14 protein-coding genes and 1 pseudogene are annotated in these 14,853 nt (G+C 69.3%); 9 read left to right on the plus strand and 6 right to left on the minus strand.

Annotation, left to right across the window (positions count from 1 at the left end):
- Positions 1-115, plus strand: a pseudogene (locus tag AB0L75_RS25470) (IS5/IS1182 family transposase); the annotation flags it as partial.
- Between the two features lie 383 nt (positions 116-498).
- Here the strand turns inward: AB0L75_RS25470 and AB0L75_RS25475 are convergent.
- Positions 499-936 (minus strand): hypothetical protein, encoded by a 438-nt coding sequence (locus AB0L75_RS25475; RefSeq protein WP_365184880.1) that lies wholly within the window; start codon positions 934-936, stop codon positions 499-501.
- 354 nt (positions 937-1,290) lie between these two features.
- On the opposite strand from AB0L75_RS25475, the gene AB0L75_RS25480 reads away from it, so the two are divergent.
- The gene (locus AB0L75_RS25480) at positions 1,291-2,280 is read left to right on the plus strand and encodes a PIN domain-containing protein (protein WP_365184883.1); all 990 of its coding nucleotides are present in this window, start codon (positions 1,291-1,293) and stop codon (positions 2,278-2,280) included.
- Between the two features lie 14 nt (positions 2,281-2,294).
- Here the strand turns inward: AB0L75_RS25480 and AB0L75_RS25485 are convergent, their stop codons facing one another.
- The 3 genes from AB0L75_RS25485 to AB0L75_RS25495 all read right to left on the minus strand — a co-directional run bounded on the left by AB0L75_RS25485 (position 2,295) and on the right by AB0L75_RS25495 (position 4,803).
- On the minus strand, positions 2,295-2,888 hold the full coding sequence (locus tag AB0L75_RS25485; RefSeq protein WP_365184884.1) for a hypothetical protein: 594 nt from the start codon (positions 2,886-2,888) through the stop codon (positions 2,295-2,297).
- 261 nt (positions 2,889-3,149) lie between these two features.
- Positions 3,150-3,782, minus strand: a complete 633-nt coding sequence (locus tag AB0L75_RS25490) for a hypothetical protein (protein ID WP_365184887.1) — start codon at positions 3,780-3,782, stop codon at positions 3,150-3,152.
- A 637-nt stretch (positions 3,783-4,419) separates the two neighbouring features.
- Positions 4,420-4,803: an ArsR family transcriptional regulator gene (locus AB0L75_RS25495; protein WP_365185367.1), complete on the minus strand. Its 384-nt coding sequence runs from the start codon at positions 4,801-4,803 to the stop codon at positions 4,420-4,422.
- 135 nt (positions 4,804-4,938) lie between these two features.
- Here AB0L75_RS25495 and AB0L75_RS25500 point away from each other — a divergent pair, with 135 nt between their 5' ends.
- Entirely contained in the window at positions 4,939-6,198 is a 1,260-nt protein-coding gene (locus AB0L75_RS25500; RefSeq protein WP_365184890.1) for an MFS transporter, read from the plus strand.
- Positions 6,199-6,252: 54 nt separating this feature from the next.
- Here the strand turns inward: AB0L75_RS25500 and AB0L75_RS25505 are convergent, their stop codons facing one another.
- The gene (locus AB0L75_RS25505) at positions 6,253-7,302 is read right to left on the minus strand and encodes a Ku protein (RefSeq protein WP_365184893.1); all 1,050 of its coding nucleotides are present in this window, start codon (positions 7,300-7,302) and stop codon (positions 6,253-6,255) included.
- 62 nt (positions 7,303-7,364) lie between these two features.
- On the opposite strand from AB0L75_RS25505, the gene ligD reads away from it, so the two are divergent.
- Entirely contained in the window at positions 7,365-8,246 is an 882-nt protein-coding gene (gene ligD, locus AB0L75_RS25510; RefSeq protein WP_365184894.1) for a non-homologous end-joining DNA ligase, read from the plus strand.
- 40 nt (positions 8,247-8,286) lie between these two features.
- Here ligD and AB0L75_RS25515 read toward each other — a convergent pair whose 3' ends face one another.
- A complete protein-coding gene (locus AB0L75_RS25515; RefSeq protein WP_365184896.1) occupies positions 8,287-9,090 on the minus strand; it encodes a nuclease-related domain-containing protein in 804 nt (267 codons plus the stop codon).
- Positions 9,091-9,187: 97 nt separating this feature from the next.
- Here AB0L75_RS25515 and AB0L75_RS25520 point away from each other — a divergent pair, with 97 nt between their 5' ends.
- The 5 genes from AB0L75_RS25520 to AB0L75_RS25540 all read left to right on the plus strand — a co-directional run bounded on the left by AB0L75_RS25520 (position 9,188) and on the right by AB0L75_RS25540 (position 14,845).
- Entirely contained in the window at positions 9,188-9,697 is a 510-nt protein-coding gene (locus tag AB0L75_RS25520; RefSeq protein WP_365184898.1) for a protein phosphatase, read from the plus strand.
- 126 nt (positions 9,698-9,823) lie between these two features.
- On the plus strand, positions 9,824-10,579 hold the full coding sequence (locus AB0L75_RS25525; RefSeq protein WP_365184900.1) for a hypothetical protein: 756 nt from the start codon (positions 9,824-9,826) through the stop codon (positions 10,577-10,579).
- Positions 10,576-11,826: a HAMP domain-containing sensor histidine kinase gene (locus tag AB0L75_RS25530; RefSeq protein ID WP_365184902.1), complete on the plus strand. Its 1,251-nt coding sequence runs from the start codon at positions 10,576-10,578 to the stop codon at positions 11,824-11,826. The genes AB0L75_RS25525 and AB0L75_RS25530 overlap by 4 nt, the downstream gene beginning before the upstream one ends.
- 176 nt (positions 11,827-12,002) lie before the next feature.
- The gene (locus AB0L75_RS25535) at positions 12,003-13,364 is read left to right on the plus strand and encodes an FtsW/RodA/SpoVE family cell cycle protein (RefSeq protein WP_365184905.1); all 1,362 of its coding nucleotides are present in this window, start codon (positions 12,003-12,005) and stop codon (positions 13,362-13,364) included.
- 23 nt (positions 13,365-13,387) lie between these two features.
- Positions 13,388-14,845, plus strand: coding sequence for a penicillin-binding transpeptidase domain-containing protein (locus AB0L75_RS25540; protein ID WP_365185369.1), 1,458 nt, complete (start codon positions 13,388-13,390; stop codon positions 14,843-14,845).
- The last annotated feature ends 8 nt before the right edge of the window (positions 14,846-14,853 follow it).

Consider the following 14,853-nt stretch of genomic DNA (forward strand, 5'->3'; position numbering starts at 1 on the left):
CGAGCGCGGGGTCGCACGCTTGAAGTCCTGGCGCATCTTCCGCCGATCCCGGTGCAGCCCGAATCGAATGACGTCAATCGCCGCTGCCGTCCTCACGCTGGAGCGGCAACGCTGAAAGAGCTCAGTGCTCCGACCCACCAGGCCGGCCAGCACCTCTTGCGTGTAGCCGCGGCGCTTCCGATAGAACGCGATGCGCTCGCCGATGCTGAGGTGATCTCCAAGACCACGCATGGGGTGTTGCCTCCCGCTGCTGAGTAGGGGCGCCTTTCACGGTACCGAGGCGGCAAGGAACGGTTAAGCGATCTCAGCCCTTCCACGACCATGACCAGCGTGCGGCAGTGAACGGGAGAGGACCCGGACGGACTGTCCGGGTCCGATGCAACCGTGCTGGGAGGTGTCCGCGCTGTCCGGCTGTCCGGTTATGGCTCTCACCTGCGCTATCACCCCGGACAGCCTGAATGGAGGCTGTCCGGGGTGTCCGGATCGGGACGGACGCACTCAGACATCGCGTACGAGTCGAGGTCGAGGAAAGGCCCGGTTCGCCACGTCGATGTGCGCGCACGTCTTCCCCTTGTTGGTGAGCGCTGCGCCGGTCTCGCGTGCCAGCACAGGGAAGAACTGCTGGCCGTCAGGCGACTGGCTTGACGTGACCCAGTCGTAGCCCGGTCCCTCACGCAGAGCCCATCGCACGAGCCGACGTCCCAGCCCCTGGCGCTGCCATTCAGGGATCATCGAGATCTTCGCGATCAGACCACATCGGCAGCCATGACAGATGTTCCAGATCAAGACCGCGTGATCAAGGCCGTCTCGATCGCATACCCGCAGAACCTGAGCGTCCGCAGCCCCGCTGTTGGGGTAGTACAGGAAGAACCGCGCATCCCTCGGGTTGCATAACTTGATCCACCACCATCTGAACTCGCCTACCTGCTCAGGCATTTAACCTCCATGTCCGCCTGAGTAGACCGTACGTCGCTCGACTGACAGAGCAAGGGCGTGCTGCGGCCACATCCATGGGACGGCATCGAACGCCCTGCCCGGCTCCGAGAGGCTGTAACATCCCGGGGCGCCCCCCGCATGTTACAGCTGCCGGCGAAGCCGGACGCCAATGCGCGTAGGAGCCGGAGGCGACTTCCGGTCTGGCCTGGCTCATGAGGGCGTCCTACCTCCTCATCGGGCGGTCGGCTTGTGTGTCCAGCTGCAACCAGCTGGTGCACGTCAAGGACAGGAGATCCGTTGCGGTCTCACCAAAAGCCACCACCGAAGCGCCAGGGTCTCCGTACCATCCCCACTATGCTGCGCTTGCTCATTGACACGTCGGTTTGGTTGAACATCGCGAAACGCCGGGACGGCCAACAGATCATCGTCCCTCTGAGGGTTCTATTCTTCCAAAAGAAGCTAGACCTCTTGATCCCTTCCATAATTGCAGAAGAATTTGAACGAAACCGACCTCGGGCAGAGGCCGCCACCTCTAGCAGCGTACGCGAGCGATTCAGGCTTCTGCGTCAAGATTTGCAGGATTACGGGGATGACGCAGCCCAACAGTGGGTCGCGGAGATGGCTCACCACATACCGCACGTCAGCACGCGCTCTCTCCAAAATTTCTCAGAGATCTCCGATTTGCTGCGATCTGGAACAGCTTTGCGGCCGGGTGATTCCGAGTACGCGGCGATCGTAAAGCGCGGCTTGGCAAGAAAGGCGCCACTACACCTAGAGAACAAGAACAGCATCGCAGACGCGTTGATTATTGAACAATATACGTCGGCCGTCAGGGACGGCAGCTCACAGGATAATTACGTTTTCGCAACCTCAAACTACACCGACTTCTCGGTCCCCAAAGGCGACCGTCGAGAGCCACACCCAGACATTGCAGACCTCTTCAACGCCGAGAACTCTCACTACGTGTATGACGTCGACGGGCTCATTACAATCCTGGGGGAAAGGCTAGGGAGTGACTACCTTGATGAGGCAGAGGAAGTAGAGTTCATTCAAGATGCGTCTGAGACTAGATCCTTGTCTGACATCCTTGCTGCCGAGCAGGAGTACTTCGACAAGATTTGGTATGGGCGAAGCCTGATGAGGGATACCGAAGAAGGGAAGATAAATCCAGAGCTATCAGACTCACTAAGGCAGACAATCGCCTCCGCGAGAGAACGCATCGAGGCCAAATACGGAGAAGATGAGCTTCCACCGGTGAGTGATTGGGAATGGGGATTCATGCACGGGAAACTCTCGGCTCTGCGCTGGGTGCTTGGCGAGGAATGGGATTTCCTCGACACCTGACGCAAGCGGCCTCCCTAGCGCAAACCAAGCGGACCCCCTGATCCTGCGACTTGCTCAATGGGGATTCCAATTAGTTGCGCTGCTACTCGTTCGGAGCGCAGTGCATCGACTGCAGCCAGGATTAGACACGCAGAACCCAGCACCAAACTTGTCCAATAAAACACTTGAGACGCGCCCCCATGGCGCGCAAGATTATACGCGATCTCACCGGCCGCGATATAGGCGGCACAAATGAGTAGCAAAAATGTCCCTTGAATTGGAATAAGCCCTAGATATCGACGACGATGCAGGAGCTTGTTGTATTCGAGCTTGACTTCGCCCGGCAGGTCCTCATTGAGTGCAGACTGTAGCTTTTCTAGATACACTCCTAGGGCCAAAGCGTCCGCATAGAAGTGCGTCATAGTCGCCAAAGCAATGCACAGCATTGGTGGGGCCGCGAGGAAAATGGGTCCTACGCCACCTGTCTTGGCAATGCCCGCCACGGCAGTTACGACCACGAGTGCCAGAGCTCCAATTTGGCCGAGGCTCGTGTACTTCGATTGAATCATCGCAGCCACTTGCTTCGCTTCCTCAACCACGATTGTCTGCTGCTCAGGAGTCAGGCCCATGTGGAGAGGTTTGCATAGCGGGGCAGCTATTCCCAGTATTGACAGTCTGTGCCCAAGCTGGCGGGCTCATCGGCAGATCCGGCATAACCACCGACCTGGTAAGGCCCACATGGCCTGACGCAGGCTCAGCCGCCGCAAGCGTCCGTGCAGACGTGCCAGACCCACAAGACCTGTTCGCTGGGCCGCGAAGCTTCCGGCGACTGTGGCAGCCGTGCTGCCGCGCTCAACAGCCGTGACTGCCGAGCGCGGCAGGACCACCCACTACCCCTCCAAGCGCTGCAGCGGGATAGGCGCATCGAAGACGTCGACGACGAACTCCGAAGTTCCGTTGCCCTCGAAGTCGACATCGCGGTCGCTGTGAAGCAACGTATGGATCCTTACCCAACGCCCCTGGCCGCTTGCTTCCTCCGCCACATTGAGCGCGCCGCGAACGGGGCCGACAGGGCCGGTGCGTTGCTTACTCGTCCAGGTCTGCAGGAGCTTCGCTTCTGCGGGAAGCTCCCATGTGCGAGGCTCGGCGCTGGCTGGCACGGAGACTTCATCGCTGAGCAACTGCATAACCCACTCGACGTCACCTTCGCTGTCCCGCTCGTTCGACATGCGAATACCGAGCCCGATCATGTATGCACCCTCGAGATACTCCTCCAGCTCATCATCGATGTCTCTGAAGTAGACAGCAGGGCGAACCACGTCGATCGGACCGAACCCAGTAAAGGCTCCGAGCACCGGCGGGCACTTCTCCTTGAGGTATTGTTGCGTGGCCATGCGCACAGGCTTCGGGACTCGGTTCAGGACTACTTCGAGAGCCGTGTCGTCCCGATCGGCCAGGAATCCGTTGAGCGCGTCGACCAGTTCCTCGGTCAGGTGGAGATCGCCGGCTCCCAGCGTGGTCACTGCCTCCAACTCTTCGCGAGGACCTTTGACAAGGGCGAACACTCTGCTCCGCCCCGGACTCGTGTGCGCGATGAACGAATAAATCACTTTTGTCTCACATCACGTCTCAGAAGCCGCACCAGCACAAACGCGCGCCGATGTGGCCACAAGTAATGGGAAGTCCTGCCAATTGACGTGTCGCACGAGCTACTTGCCCGTTCGCATGGTCAACGGCGGGTTGCTGTCGGCCCCAGCACTTCAGCCCAGGTCCGCATGGCAAGGTGCAGGCTACCCAGGCGCAGGCGCGGTGACAACGGCGCACAAGAGCGTGAGGTGGGCGCAGACACGGGCGAGGCTGCCTTGAACGGCCGGCGGAGCGAGTAGACCTGACGCAGGTTCACCGGCTTGACGGCGCGGGCATAGCGAGGGCGTCCGACACACCTCCGACACACTCGGTACCGCTGAAACTCGCTGAGGGACTCCGCCGCAGGCCAGAAGGCCACGCCAGCTGATCTAGGCATTCACTCCGGAGCCGTGTGCGCAGGTTCGAATCCTGCCGGGGGCACTCGCCGAAGATCAGCGAACTTTATGCGCTGGTCAGGGCGGATGCCGATACGAGAGAGCGGGACCCAGTTCACTGGGTCCCGCTCCCTCGTTGTCAGGGGGTGTCCGGTGGGGTCCAGGCGGCCACCAGGGCCAGCAGGCCGGGGAAGCGGGCGTTCAGGTCGGCTACCCGGAGGTGGCTGCGGCGCTCCAGGCCGTACTGGCGCTGCCGGGTGACACCGGCCTCGCGCAGGGCCCTGAAGTGGTGGGTCAGCGAGGACTTGGGGCGGTCCAGCCCGAACCAGCCGCAGGTGTGGTCGTACTCCTCCGACTCCAGGAGCAGTTTGCGGACGATCTGCAGGCGCAGCGGGTCGCTGAGCGCGCCCAGGACCGTCTCCAGGCGCAGTTCCTCGACCGGCGGCTCGGGCAGCGGATCGGGCAGGCCGGGGGGGTCCGGCAGCACCTTGACCTCCGGGGCGTCCGGCTCGGTTCCCGTGATGGCGGGCCTGTTCGGGGTCAACTGCGGCTCCCTTCCGGGGAATTCTTGTACGACTCCGATCGTACTGCATGCTAAGTTCGGCTCCGCTCGTACAAGTACGACTTTGACCGTACAGTCATCGAGAGGGGACTCGCCATGCCCGGAATCGGAACCCGCAGACGAACGGCCGTCGGAGCAGCCCGGTGCCGGCGTGCCGCCGAAGCGCCCGTGCGCTGGATCTGGCTCGCCGCCTGGCCTGTGGCCGCCGTGTTCGTGCTGTCGAACGCGGCCACCCCGCTCTATGTGGTGTGGCAGCGGCAGATGGGGTTCGGCAGGGGGACCCTGACCGTCGTCTTCGCCTGCTACATCGCCGGGTTGCTGGGCTCCCTTCTGGTGTCCGGTGTCGTCTCCGACCGGGTCGGGCGCAAGCCCGTCCTGCTGCCCGCGCTGGGGCTGGCCCTGGTGGCCTGCCTGGTCTTCGCGACCGCGGGCGGGGTGACCGCGCTGATCGCCGCCCGGCTGTGCACCGGCATCGCGGTCGGGGCGGTGGTCTCGGCCGGCATGGCCGCGGTGACGGATGTCGCCGGGCCCGGGCGTCGGCCGCTCGCGGCGCTACTGGCCTCCTGCGCGATGGTGCTGGGGGCGGGGACGGGTCCGTTGCTCGCGGGGGTGCTGTCCGAGACGCTGCCCGCGCCCACGGTCACCGTGTTCGCGGTGGAGGCGGTGCTGCTGGTCACGGCCGTCGTGGTGGTGCTGCGCATGCCGGTGCCGCGGCCCGCCGCGGACGAGGGCGGGGCCGGAGCTGGGGCCTGGGTTCGGGTGCCGGGGGTGCCGCGTCGTGCCGGGCGGCAACTCGCCCTCGGTGTCGCCGTCTTCGCGCCCGGCATCACCGCCACGTCGTTCGTGCTCTCGCTCGGTCCCTCGCTGCTGGCGGGCCTGCTGGGCACGAGCAGCCGGATCGTCTCCGGGGCGCTGGCGTTCGTGATGTTCCTGTGCGCCACGGGTGTGCAGTTCGCGGTACGGCGGCGGGGCCTGCGTACGGTCCTGGTCGCCGGTGCGAGTGCCACCGCGCTCGGGATGCTCGTGCTGATCACCGCCGTGCACGCCGGGTCGGTGGCCGCGCTGGTCGCCGCCGCGCTGCTGGCCGGCGCGGGGCAGGGCATGGGCCAGCTGGGGGGCCTGTCCCTGCTGAACTCGGCCGTGCCGGCGAACCGTCTCGCCGAGGCCAACGCGGCCCTCAATGTCGGTGGCTATCTGCCCGCCGCCCTCCTTCCGGTCAGCGCCGGTTATCTGAGTGACGTGGTGGGGCTCACGACGGGTACGACGGCCTTCGGCGCGGTGCTGGCGGCTCTGGCCGTCGGCGGGGGTGCGCTGGTGCTGCTGCTGAGCCGGCGGACGAGCACCGCAACCCCCTAGGGGGCAGGCGGCGCAACGGCTCGGGGACAGCCCAACTGCGCTCGGAACGCGCCCTCACGCCGTCCGCTTGCGGGGCGCGGCCTTCTTCGCCTCCGTCTTCGCCCCGGCCTTCGCCGCCGTCTTCTTCGCCGTGGACTTCGCCGTGGACTTGGCTGTCGCCTTCGCAGTCGACCTCGCCGTCGACTGCGCGGTCGACTTCTTCGGCTCCGCCGCCTTCTTCGCGGTGGCCGTCTTCTTCGCCGTCGATGTCGACTTCTTGCCTCCCGCCGCCTTCGGCGCGGCCCGCCGTGGCAGGGGTCTGACCTCGGCCTCACCGCCGGACGGTGCCTCGCGCGACTCCCGGGCCGCCCGCACGCTGTTCTCCAGCGCCGCCATCAGGTCCAGCACCTTGCCCCCGGCGGCCGGCGCGGGCGCCTGTGGCGGTGCCTCGCCGGAGGCCTTCGCGGCGATGACCTCCTCCAGCGCCGCCCGGTACTCGTCGTGGAGATCCTCCAGGTCGACCTCGCCGAGGGTGTCCATCAGGGCGTCCGCGAGGTCGAGTTCCTTGTCGCGGACGGTGACGTCCGTGTCCGGGGCGACGCCTTCGGGGGCGCGGACCTCGTCCGGCCACAGCAGGCCGTGCATGGCGATGGCGTCGCCGACCACCCGCAGCATGCCGAGCCGTTCCCGGCCGCGCAGCGCGTACTTGGCGATGGCGACCTTGTTGCTGCGCTTGAGGGCCTCGCGCAGGAGGACGTACGGCTTGGCGGCGGGCACGCCGCCGGCGGCCAGGTAGTACGCCGCGTCCATCTGGAGCGGGTCGATCCGTTCGCCCGGCACGAAGGCCACGATCTCGATCGTGCGGGCGGTCGGGATGGGCAGGTGGGAGAGGTCCTCGTCGGTGATCGGGATGATCGTGCCGTCCGCGTCCTCGTACCCCTTGCCGATCTCGGCCTGGGTGACCTCGCGGTCGTCCAGTTCGCACACCTTGCGGTAGCGGATGCGTCCGTTGTCCTCGGTGTGGATCTGGCGGAAGGAGATCGCGTGGCTCTCCGTGGCGTTCACCAGCTTGATCGGGATACTGACGAGACCGAAGGAGATGGCGCCGTTCCATATGGATCGCACGTGCCGCACCCTTGCTTCTGGTTGCCGGTGTTACATAAGCCAATGTCTGGGATTGTCATGGTATGACGCCTATCACCGAGGTGGAGGGGCGGCGGGTCGCGCTCAGCAATCTGGAGAAGGTGCTGTATCCGGAGACCGGCTTCACCAAGGCGGAGCTGGTGCACTACTACGCGACCAGCGCCGATGTGCTGCTACCCCATCTGCGTGACCGGGCCGTGTCCTTCCTGCGCTACCCGGACGGCCCGGAGGGGCAGCTGTTCTTCACCAAGAACGTGCCGCCGGGTACGCCCGAGTGGGTCGCGACCGCCGAGGTGGCGCGGTCGGAGGGGCCGGCCCGGATGGTCGTCGTACAGGATCTGCCGAGTCTGGTGTGGGCGGCGAATCTCGTCACCGAGTTCCATACGCATCAGTGGCTGGTGCAGGACCCGGACGAGGCCGACCGGCTGGTCTTCGACCTCGATCCGGGGGCGCCCGCGACCCTCGTGCACTGCTGCGAGGTGGCCTTGTGGCTGCGCGAGCGGCTCGCGGCGGACGGGATCGAGGCGTACCCGAAGACGGCCGGGTCGAAGGGGCTGCATCTGCTGGCGGCGGTGCGCGGCGGTTCACCCGAACGGGCGAGCGAGTACGCGAAGGCGCTCGCCGTGGAGGCCGAGCGTGCGATGCCGCGGCTGGTGGTGCACCGGATGACGAAGAGCCTGCGGCCGGGGAAGGTGTTCGTCGACTGGAGCCAGAACGCTGCCCGCAAGACCACGGCCACGCCCTACACGCTGCGCGCCCGCCGGGTCCCGCTGGTGTCCGCGCCGGTGACGTGGGAGGAGGTCGCGGACTGCCGCAGTCCCGCTCAGCTGGAGTTCCAGGCGGGCGACATCGCGCCGCGGCTGCAGGACCTCGGGGATCTCACCGCACCCCTGCTGGACCCGGAGACGGCAGCCCCCCTCCCCTGAAGCAACGGCCTCCTGCCTGAGGCGGCACCCCCTCCCCCCGCTACAGCCTCTCCCACGTGTTCCGGTCCCGGGCCATCGCGTGCAGGGCCTCCACGTCCGCCGGCTTCAGCACCCCGCCGAGCCGGGCCAGTCCCGCCAGCTCGGTGTCCTTGAGGATCCGTACCGCCCGCGGCGGGGCGGTCACGGTCAGCTCGGCCGGGCCCGCCAGGGCCAGGACCGGGCGCACCTCGGCGGTCAGGGCGTAGGAGGCGCGGTCGGCGAGGGCGCGCAGCCGGCGCAGCAGCGGCTCGGGCTCGCGGCGGCCGACGGTGACCATGGGGTCGGCGACCAGGACCCGGGCCTTGCGGGCGTACAGGGCGTGTACGGCGAACAGGCCGCCGGGGCCGAGCAGCAGATGGTGGATGCGGTCGGCGCCGGGCAGCGGGATGGAATGGAGGGTGTGCCAGCCGCCGCCCTCCAGGGCGTCCAGGGCCGCGCCCACGGTCTCCTCGGCGGTCAGGGCGCGCCGGCGGGGGTCGGGGCGCAGCCGGTGGGCGGCGCCGGGGTCGCGGTCGAGGGCGACGAGCAGGGCCTCGCCCGGGCGGTTGGGGGCCAGGTCGTCGTCCGGGTGCAGGGTCAGCCGGGCGAGTTCCGCGGGGGTCGGGACCGGTGGCGGGCCGACGGTCACCGGGCCGGTCAGGAAGGGCTTCAGGGCTTGGAGCACGTCGTCTCTGCTGTCCTCGCCGAGCAGGTTGACCCGGCCGGTCTCACGGTCGTACCAGGCGACGTTGGATCCGTCCGGGCGGCAGACGTACAGCCGCTCCCGGCCGTGCCGGCCGGCCGGCACCACGCGCAGTGCGCTCATGCGCCATCACCCCTCGACCATGGGAACAGGCGGGGTGCTCCCGGGGCAAGACCGGTTACCGTGTCGGACAGGCCCTGGGGGAGTTGGGGAGGCGCCGTTGCGGATCCGCGGGAGGCAGCCCGACGTACCGGCTCCGCAAAGTCCGTGGAGCGAGATCGTGCCCGGACTGTGGATGGGCGGGCATGAGTTCCGGGGCGGCTCGGGACGGCCGGAGCCGGCCGTCGTACGCGATGAGTTCGATGTGGTGCAGACGCTGCTGCGGCTGCCGGGGTACGGCCCCGGTGCGGGGGTCGAGCATCATGTGTGGCCGATTCCGGACGGTCCGCTGGACGGGACGCAGCTCGCCGGGGTGATCCGGCTGGCCCGCGCGGCGAACGAGGCACTGGATACCGGGCGCCGGGTGCTCGTACGCTGCTACCACGGGTACAACCGTTCGGGCCTGGTCGTCGGGCATGCGCTGGTCCAGCGGGGGCAGGCGTCGCCGGACGAGGTGATCCAGCTGATCCGGGCCCGGCGCTCGGCGTGGGCGCTGCACAACGAGCTGTTCGTGGAGTACCTGCGCGCGGGACTGCCGACGGTACGGCTGCTGGAGGAGCTGGCCGAGTAGCCCTTCGGCAGGCGCCGCCCCGGCCAGCACCACCCTGACGGGTGCAAAAAGGACTTACATACGACATTCTTCGACTACGAATAAGGTGTACGGGGCCCTGTCCGACCCCGACGCCCCAGGAGCACCGTGCCAGCCCGCCGTCCCCTGCGCATCGCCCTCACCGCGGCCGCCGTCGCCCTGCTCGCGGCGACCGCGGCGGCCTGTGGGGACGCCGGCGGGCTGCGGGGCGCGGGCGCGACCCCGACCGCCGTCAGCCCCGCCAAGCTCTGGCCCGACCTGCGCCCGGCGTCCAGTCCGGCGTACCCCTACGACGTGGCGACCCGGGAGGTCGTCAAGGGGATCACGGTCCCCGGCGACGACATCCACCGGGTGAACGCGGTGGACGTGGTCGAGGCCGAGATCAAGGCGCATCCGGACGACTACGGCTCCAAAGGGGCGTACCACGCGACCGTGGACCGGCTGAAGGACTGCCGGCCCGGCGGCGACGAGGCCCGCTGCCCGCTGCTGAAGCCGTACTACCGGGACCTCACGGGCGACGGCCGGGACGACATGACGCTCGGCTTCCGGCTCTACCCGACCAACCAGACGGCCGTACGGGTCTACACCGTCGAGAAGCACAGGCTGGTGCAGGTGCTGGCGGACAACGACGCGATCCTCGGGGTGGAGCTGGCCGGACGGTCGCTGATCGAGCGCTCGCCGGCCGACATCTCCGGTTACGAGTACCGCACGACCTGGGTGTGGGACTCGGGGCAGCGCGCGATGGTGTTCTCCCGCGACGAGTATCTGCACACCGGTCACGGCCGGCACGCCAAGCCCTCGCCGACCCCGTCCGCCACGCCCTCCACGACGCCCTCCGCCACGTCCTCCGCGAGCGCGGGATGAGGCTCGTACTCCCCCGCTGGGCGGGGCCGCTCGCGGTGAAGGCCGCCGCGTTCATCATGGTGATGTGCTGTGCGCTGGCCGCGCTGCTCGGCATCCTGGTGCATGTCTCGGTGACCAACCAGACCGTCGGCCAGGCCCGCAACCTGGCACTGTCCCGGCTCGCGGACACCACCCTGGACTACGAGGCCGGGGACACGCTGATGCCGAACGCCGGGGTGGACCCCAAGGGGCTGCCCGGGCCGCTGCGCGCGCTGGCGGCGGCCGGTCAGCGCGGCACGATGGTCTCCACGCACGACGGGCGGCCGACGATGTGGGCGGCGGGCCCGGTGGCCGGGCACCGGGTGCTCGCCGTGGCGATCGACTACTCGCAGCAGTCCCGCACCATCGCCGGCCTCGACCAGTCGATCCTGTGGTCGTCGGGGCTCGCGATCGGGGCGACGGTGCTGGTCGGCGTGTTCGCGGTGACCCGGGTGACCCGGCGGCTGCACGGCACCGCGCGGGTGGCCCGGCGGATCAGCGGGGGCGATCTGGACGCACGCGTCGACGACCCGCGGACCAAGGACCCGTCCCGTCCGCAGGACGAGGTGGCCGCGGTGGCGGCGGCGCTGGACACCATGGCGTCGACCCTGCAGAGCAAGCTGCTGAGCGAGCAGCGCTTCACCGCGGACGTGGCGCATGAGCTGCGCACCCCGCTGACCGGGCTGCACGCGGCGGCGGAGCTGCTGCCGCCGGGCCGGCCGACGGAGCTGGTGCGGGACCGGGTTGCGGCGCTGCGCACCCTCACCGAGGACCTGCTGGAGATCTCCCGGCTGGACACCGGCCGGGAGAAGCTGGAGCTGGACACCGAGGAGCTGGGCGCACTGGCCCAGCGGGTGGTACGGGCCTCGGGCACCGACACCGAGGTGCGCGTCCTCGCCGACGCGCGGGTGGAGACCGACCGGCGGCGGCTGGAGCGGGTGCTGGGGAACCTGGTGGCCAACGCGCACAAGCACGGGGGCCCTCCGGTGGTGGTGACGGTCAACGGCGCCGTGGTGACCGTGCGGGATCACGGGGGCGGCTATCCGGAGTACCTGGTGGCCCATGGGCCGCAGCGGTTCCGCACGGAGGGCGGGGCCACCGGGCACGGGCTGGGGCTGACCATCGCGCTCGGGCAGGCGGAGGTCCTGGGGGCCAGGCTGTTCTTCGCCAACGCGATCGACGGCGGGGCCGTGGCGACGCTGGTGCTGCCGTTGGTGGAGCGGCGGTAGGGCGCCCCCGAGCGGACCACTCGGAGGGGGGCATCCCCCCATCTGACCGCCCATAACCTGGCGATCGGTCAGATCTGCCCGTTTCCCGGGGGTGCCCCCATGCCCGCGCGCCGGGCCCGCGCCACGCGGGTGCCAGGGCCTGCGCACAAGTCACCCCGTTTGGGTAGGTTCCGGGCATGACCAAGGCCGGAACCACCGCGGCGGCGGCGCAGGCTCCCGCACCCGCCGTACGCCTCCCCCGGCGCCGTGGCATCGAACTCGCCCTGATCGTGCTGGCCGTGCTGCTGTCCGTGTCCGGGTACTGCGCGGTGGGGCTGGCACGGACCGGCACCGTCCCGCCCGGCGCCGCCGGCTACGGCGCCGGGCTCGGCGTGCTCGCGCTGTTCGCGCATGTCGCGGTGCGCATCCGGGCGCCGTACGCCGACCCGCTGTTCCTGCCGATCGCCGTGCTGCTCAACGGGCTGGGGCTGGTCCTGATCTACCGGCTGGACCTGGAGACCCCGAACGACCAGGCGGCCCCGGCCCAGCTCGTGTGGTCCACGCTCGGGGTCGCGCTGTTCATCGCCGTCGTGCTGGTGGTGCGCGACCACCGGGCGCTGCAGCGGTACTCGTATGTGTGGGTGGCCTCCGCACTCGGCCTGCTCGCGCTGCCGATCCTCTTCCCGGCCGTCAACGGCGCCCGCATCTGGCTGCGGGTCGCCGGATTCTCCATCCAGCCGGGCGAGTTCGCGAAGGTGCTGCTCGCGGTGTTCTTCGCCGCCTATCTGGCCGCCAACCGCAATGCGCTGGCGTACACGGGCCGCAGGCTGTGGCGGCTGCAGTTCCCGACCGGGCGGGTGCTGGGCCCGATCGTGACGATCTGGCTGCTGAGCGTCGGGGTGCTGGTCCTGGAGCGGGATCTGGGCACCTCGCTGCTGTTCTTCGGGCTGTTCGTGGTGCTGCTGTACGTCGCCACGGGGCGGACGGGCTGGATCGCGGTGGGTCTGCTGCTCGCCGTGCTGGGGGCCTTCGCGGTGGGCCGGCTGGAGCCGCATGTGAACCAGCGGATCGAGGACTGGCTGCATCCCTTCGCCACCATCGAGGCCGGGCGGGGCCCCAACCAGCTCTCCCAGTCGCTGTTCGCCTTCGCGGCGGGCGGGGTACTCGGCGCCGGGCTCGGGCTCGGGCACTCCATCCTCATCGGCTTCGCCGCCAAGTCGGACTTCATCCTGGCCACGGCCGGCGAGGAGCTGGGGCTCGCGGGGCTCGCGGCGATCTTCCTGCTGTACGCCCTGCTGGTGGAGCGCGGCTACCGGGCGGGCCGCGCCCTGCGGGAGCCCTTCGGCCGGCTGCTCGCGGTCGGGCTCGCCTCGCTGCTGGCGCTGCAGGTGTTCGTGATCGCGGGCGGGGTCACCGGGCTGATCCCGCTGACCGGCATGGCGATGCCGTTCCTCGCCCAGGGCGGCTCCTCGGTGGTGACCAACTGGGCGATCGTGGCGCTGCTGATCCGGGTGAGCGACTCGGCGCGCAGCCAGTACAACGGGCAGGAGGCACCGTGAGCGACTACGGCGGCGGGCGGCCGATGACCCGGTACATCCGGCACGCCTGCGCGTTCTGCGTGCTGCTGCTGGCGGCGCTGCTGGTCAACGCAGCCCGCGTGCAGGTGGTGCAGTCCCGGGTCTACGACGACAGTCCGGCCAACCGGCGCGGCGCGATCGCCCGGTACGGCCGGCCGCGCGGCGACATCCTGGTCGGCGACGAGCCGGTCACCGCCTCCGTGGACACCGGTGAGCAGCTGCGCTACGAACGCGCCTACAAGGACGGCCCGTTGTACGCCCCGGTCACCGGCTTCGCCTCGCAGTCGTACGGCACGACGTTCCTGGAGCACGCCGGGGACGGGGTGCTCTCCGGCACGGATCCGATGCTGTCGCCGCTGCCGCTGTGGAGCGGTGTGACGCGCTCTCCGGGCCGGGCCGGGAACGTCGTCACGACGCTGAACCGGAACGCGCAGCAGGCGGCGTACCGGGGGCTGGCCGGGCGCAAGGGCGCGGTGGCCGCGATCGAGCCGGCGACGGGCCGGATCCTGGCGCTGGTGTCGAGTCCGTCGTACGACCCCGGGCAGCTGTCCGGCAACGGCGAGGCGGTGGCCTCTGCGTGGGCGCGGCTCAACAGCGACCCGGAGAAGCCGATGCTCAACCGGGCGGTGCGGCAGACCTATCCGCCGGGGTCGACGTTCAAGGTGGTCACCGCGGCGGCGGCGCTGGACGCGGGCGTGGTCACCGACCTGGACGCGCCCACCGACTCCCCCGACCCCTACCGGCTGCCCGGCACCACGACCCGGCTGACCAACGAGGGCGACGGCTGCGGGGACGCCTCGCTGCGGTCGGCGTTCGAGTGGTCCTGCAACACGGTGTTCGCCAAGCTCGGCGTGGACGTCGGGGTGCGGGACATGACCGGCGCGGCGGCCGCGTTCGGGTTCAACGACACCCGGCTGCGCATCCCCTTCTCGGTCGCGCCCAGCACCTTCGACACCCATGTGGACCGGGCGCAGCTGGCACTGTCGTCGATCGGGCAGTACAACACGCGGGCCACGCCGCTGCAGATGGCGATGGTGGCGGCGGCCGTCGCGGACGGCGGGCAGCTGCGCACGCCGTATCTCGTGGAGCGGACGACCGGGCCGGGCGGTGAGACGCTCGCCGGGAGCGGGGCGCACGGGCTGCGGCAGGTGATGAACCCCTCGACGGCCGTACGGCTGAAGGAGCTGATGGCGGACGTGGTCCGGGAGGGCACCGGACGGCGCGCGGCCATCCGCGGTGCCCTGGTCGGCGGCAAGACCGGCACCGCGCAGCATGGGGTCGGCAACTCCGGTGTGCCGTATGCCTGGTTCGTCTCCTGGGCGCAGGCCGGTGACTCACTGCAGCCGCAGGTGGCGGTCGCGGTGGTGGTGGAGGACGCCTCGGCGGACCGGGGCGAGATCAGCGGCGGCGGGGACGCGGCGCCGATCGCACGGGATGTGATGCGGGCGGTTCTGGGCCGGTGAGCACCGGC

The organism is Streptomyces sp. NPDC052101, from assembly GCF_040680235.1.
Taxonomy (GTDB): Bacteria; Actinomycetota; Actinomycetes; order Streptomycetales; family Streptomycetaceae; genus Streptomyces.

Excerpts from the sequence above, each read along its gene's own strand:
- AB0L75_RS25475 (WP_365184880.1), bottom strand. The coding sequence starts at position 936 with ATGCCTGAGCAGGTAGGCGAGTTCAGATGGTGGTGGATCAAGTTATGC.
- AB0L75_RS25480 (WP_365184883.1), top strand. The coding sequence starts at position 1,291 with ATGCTGCGCTTGCTCATTGACACGTCGGTTTGGTTGAACATCGCGAAA.
- AB0L75_RS25485 (WP_365184884.1), bottom strand. The coding sequence starts at position 2,888 with ATGGGCCTGACTCCTGAGCAGCAGACAATCGTGGTTGAGGAAGCGAAG.
- AB0L75_RS25500 (WP_365184890.1), top strand. The coding sequence starts at position 4,939 with ATGCCCGGAATCGGAACCCGCAGACGAACGGCCGTCGGAGCAGCCCGG.
- ligD (WP_365184894.1), top strand. The coding sequence starts at position 7,365 with ATGACGCCTATCACCGAGGTGGAGGGGCGGCGGGTCGCGCTCAGCAAT.
- AB0L75_RS25515 (WP_365184896.1), bottom strand. The coding sequence starts at position 9,090 with ATGAGCGCACTGCGCGTGGTGCCGGCCGGCCGGCACGGCCGGGAGCGG.
- AB0L75_RS25530 (WP_365184902.1), top strand. The coding sequence starts at position 10,576 with ATGAGGCTCGTACTCCCCCGCTGGGCGGGGCCGCTCGCGGTGAAGGCC.
- AB0L75_RS25535 (WP_365184905.1), top strand. The coding sequence starts at position 12,003 with ATGACCAAGGCCGGAACCACCGCGGCGGCGGCGCAGGCTCCCGCACCC.
- AB0L75_RS25540 (WP_365185369.1), top strand. The coding sequence starts at position 13,388 with ATGACCCGGTACATCCGGCACGCCTGCGCGTTCTGCGTGCTGCTGCTG.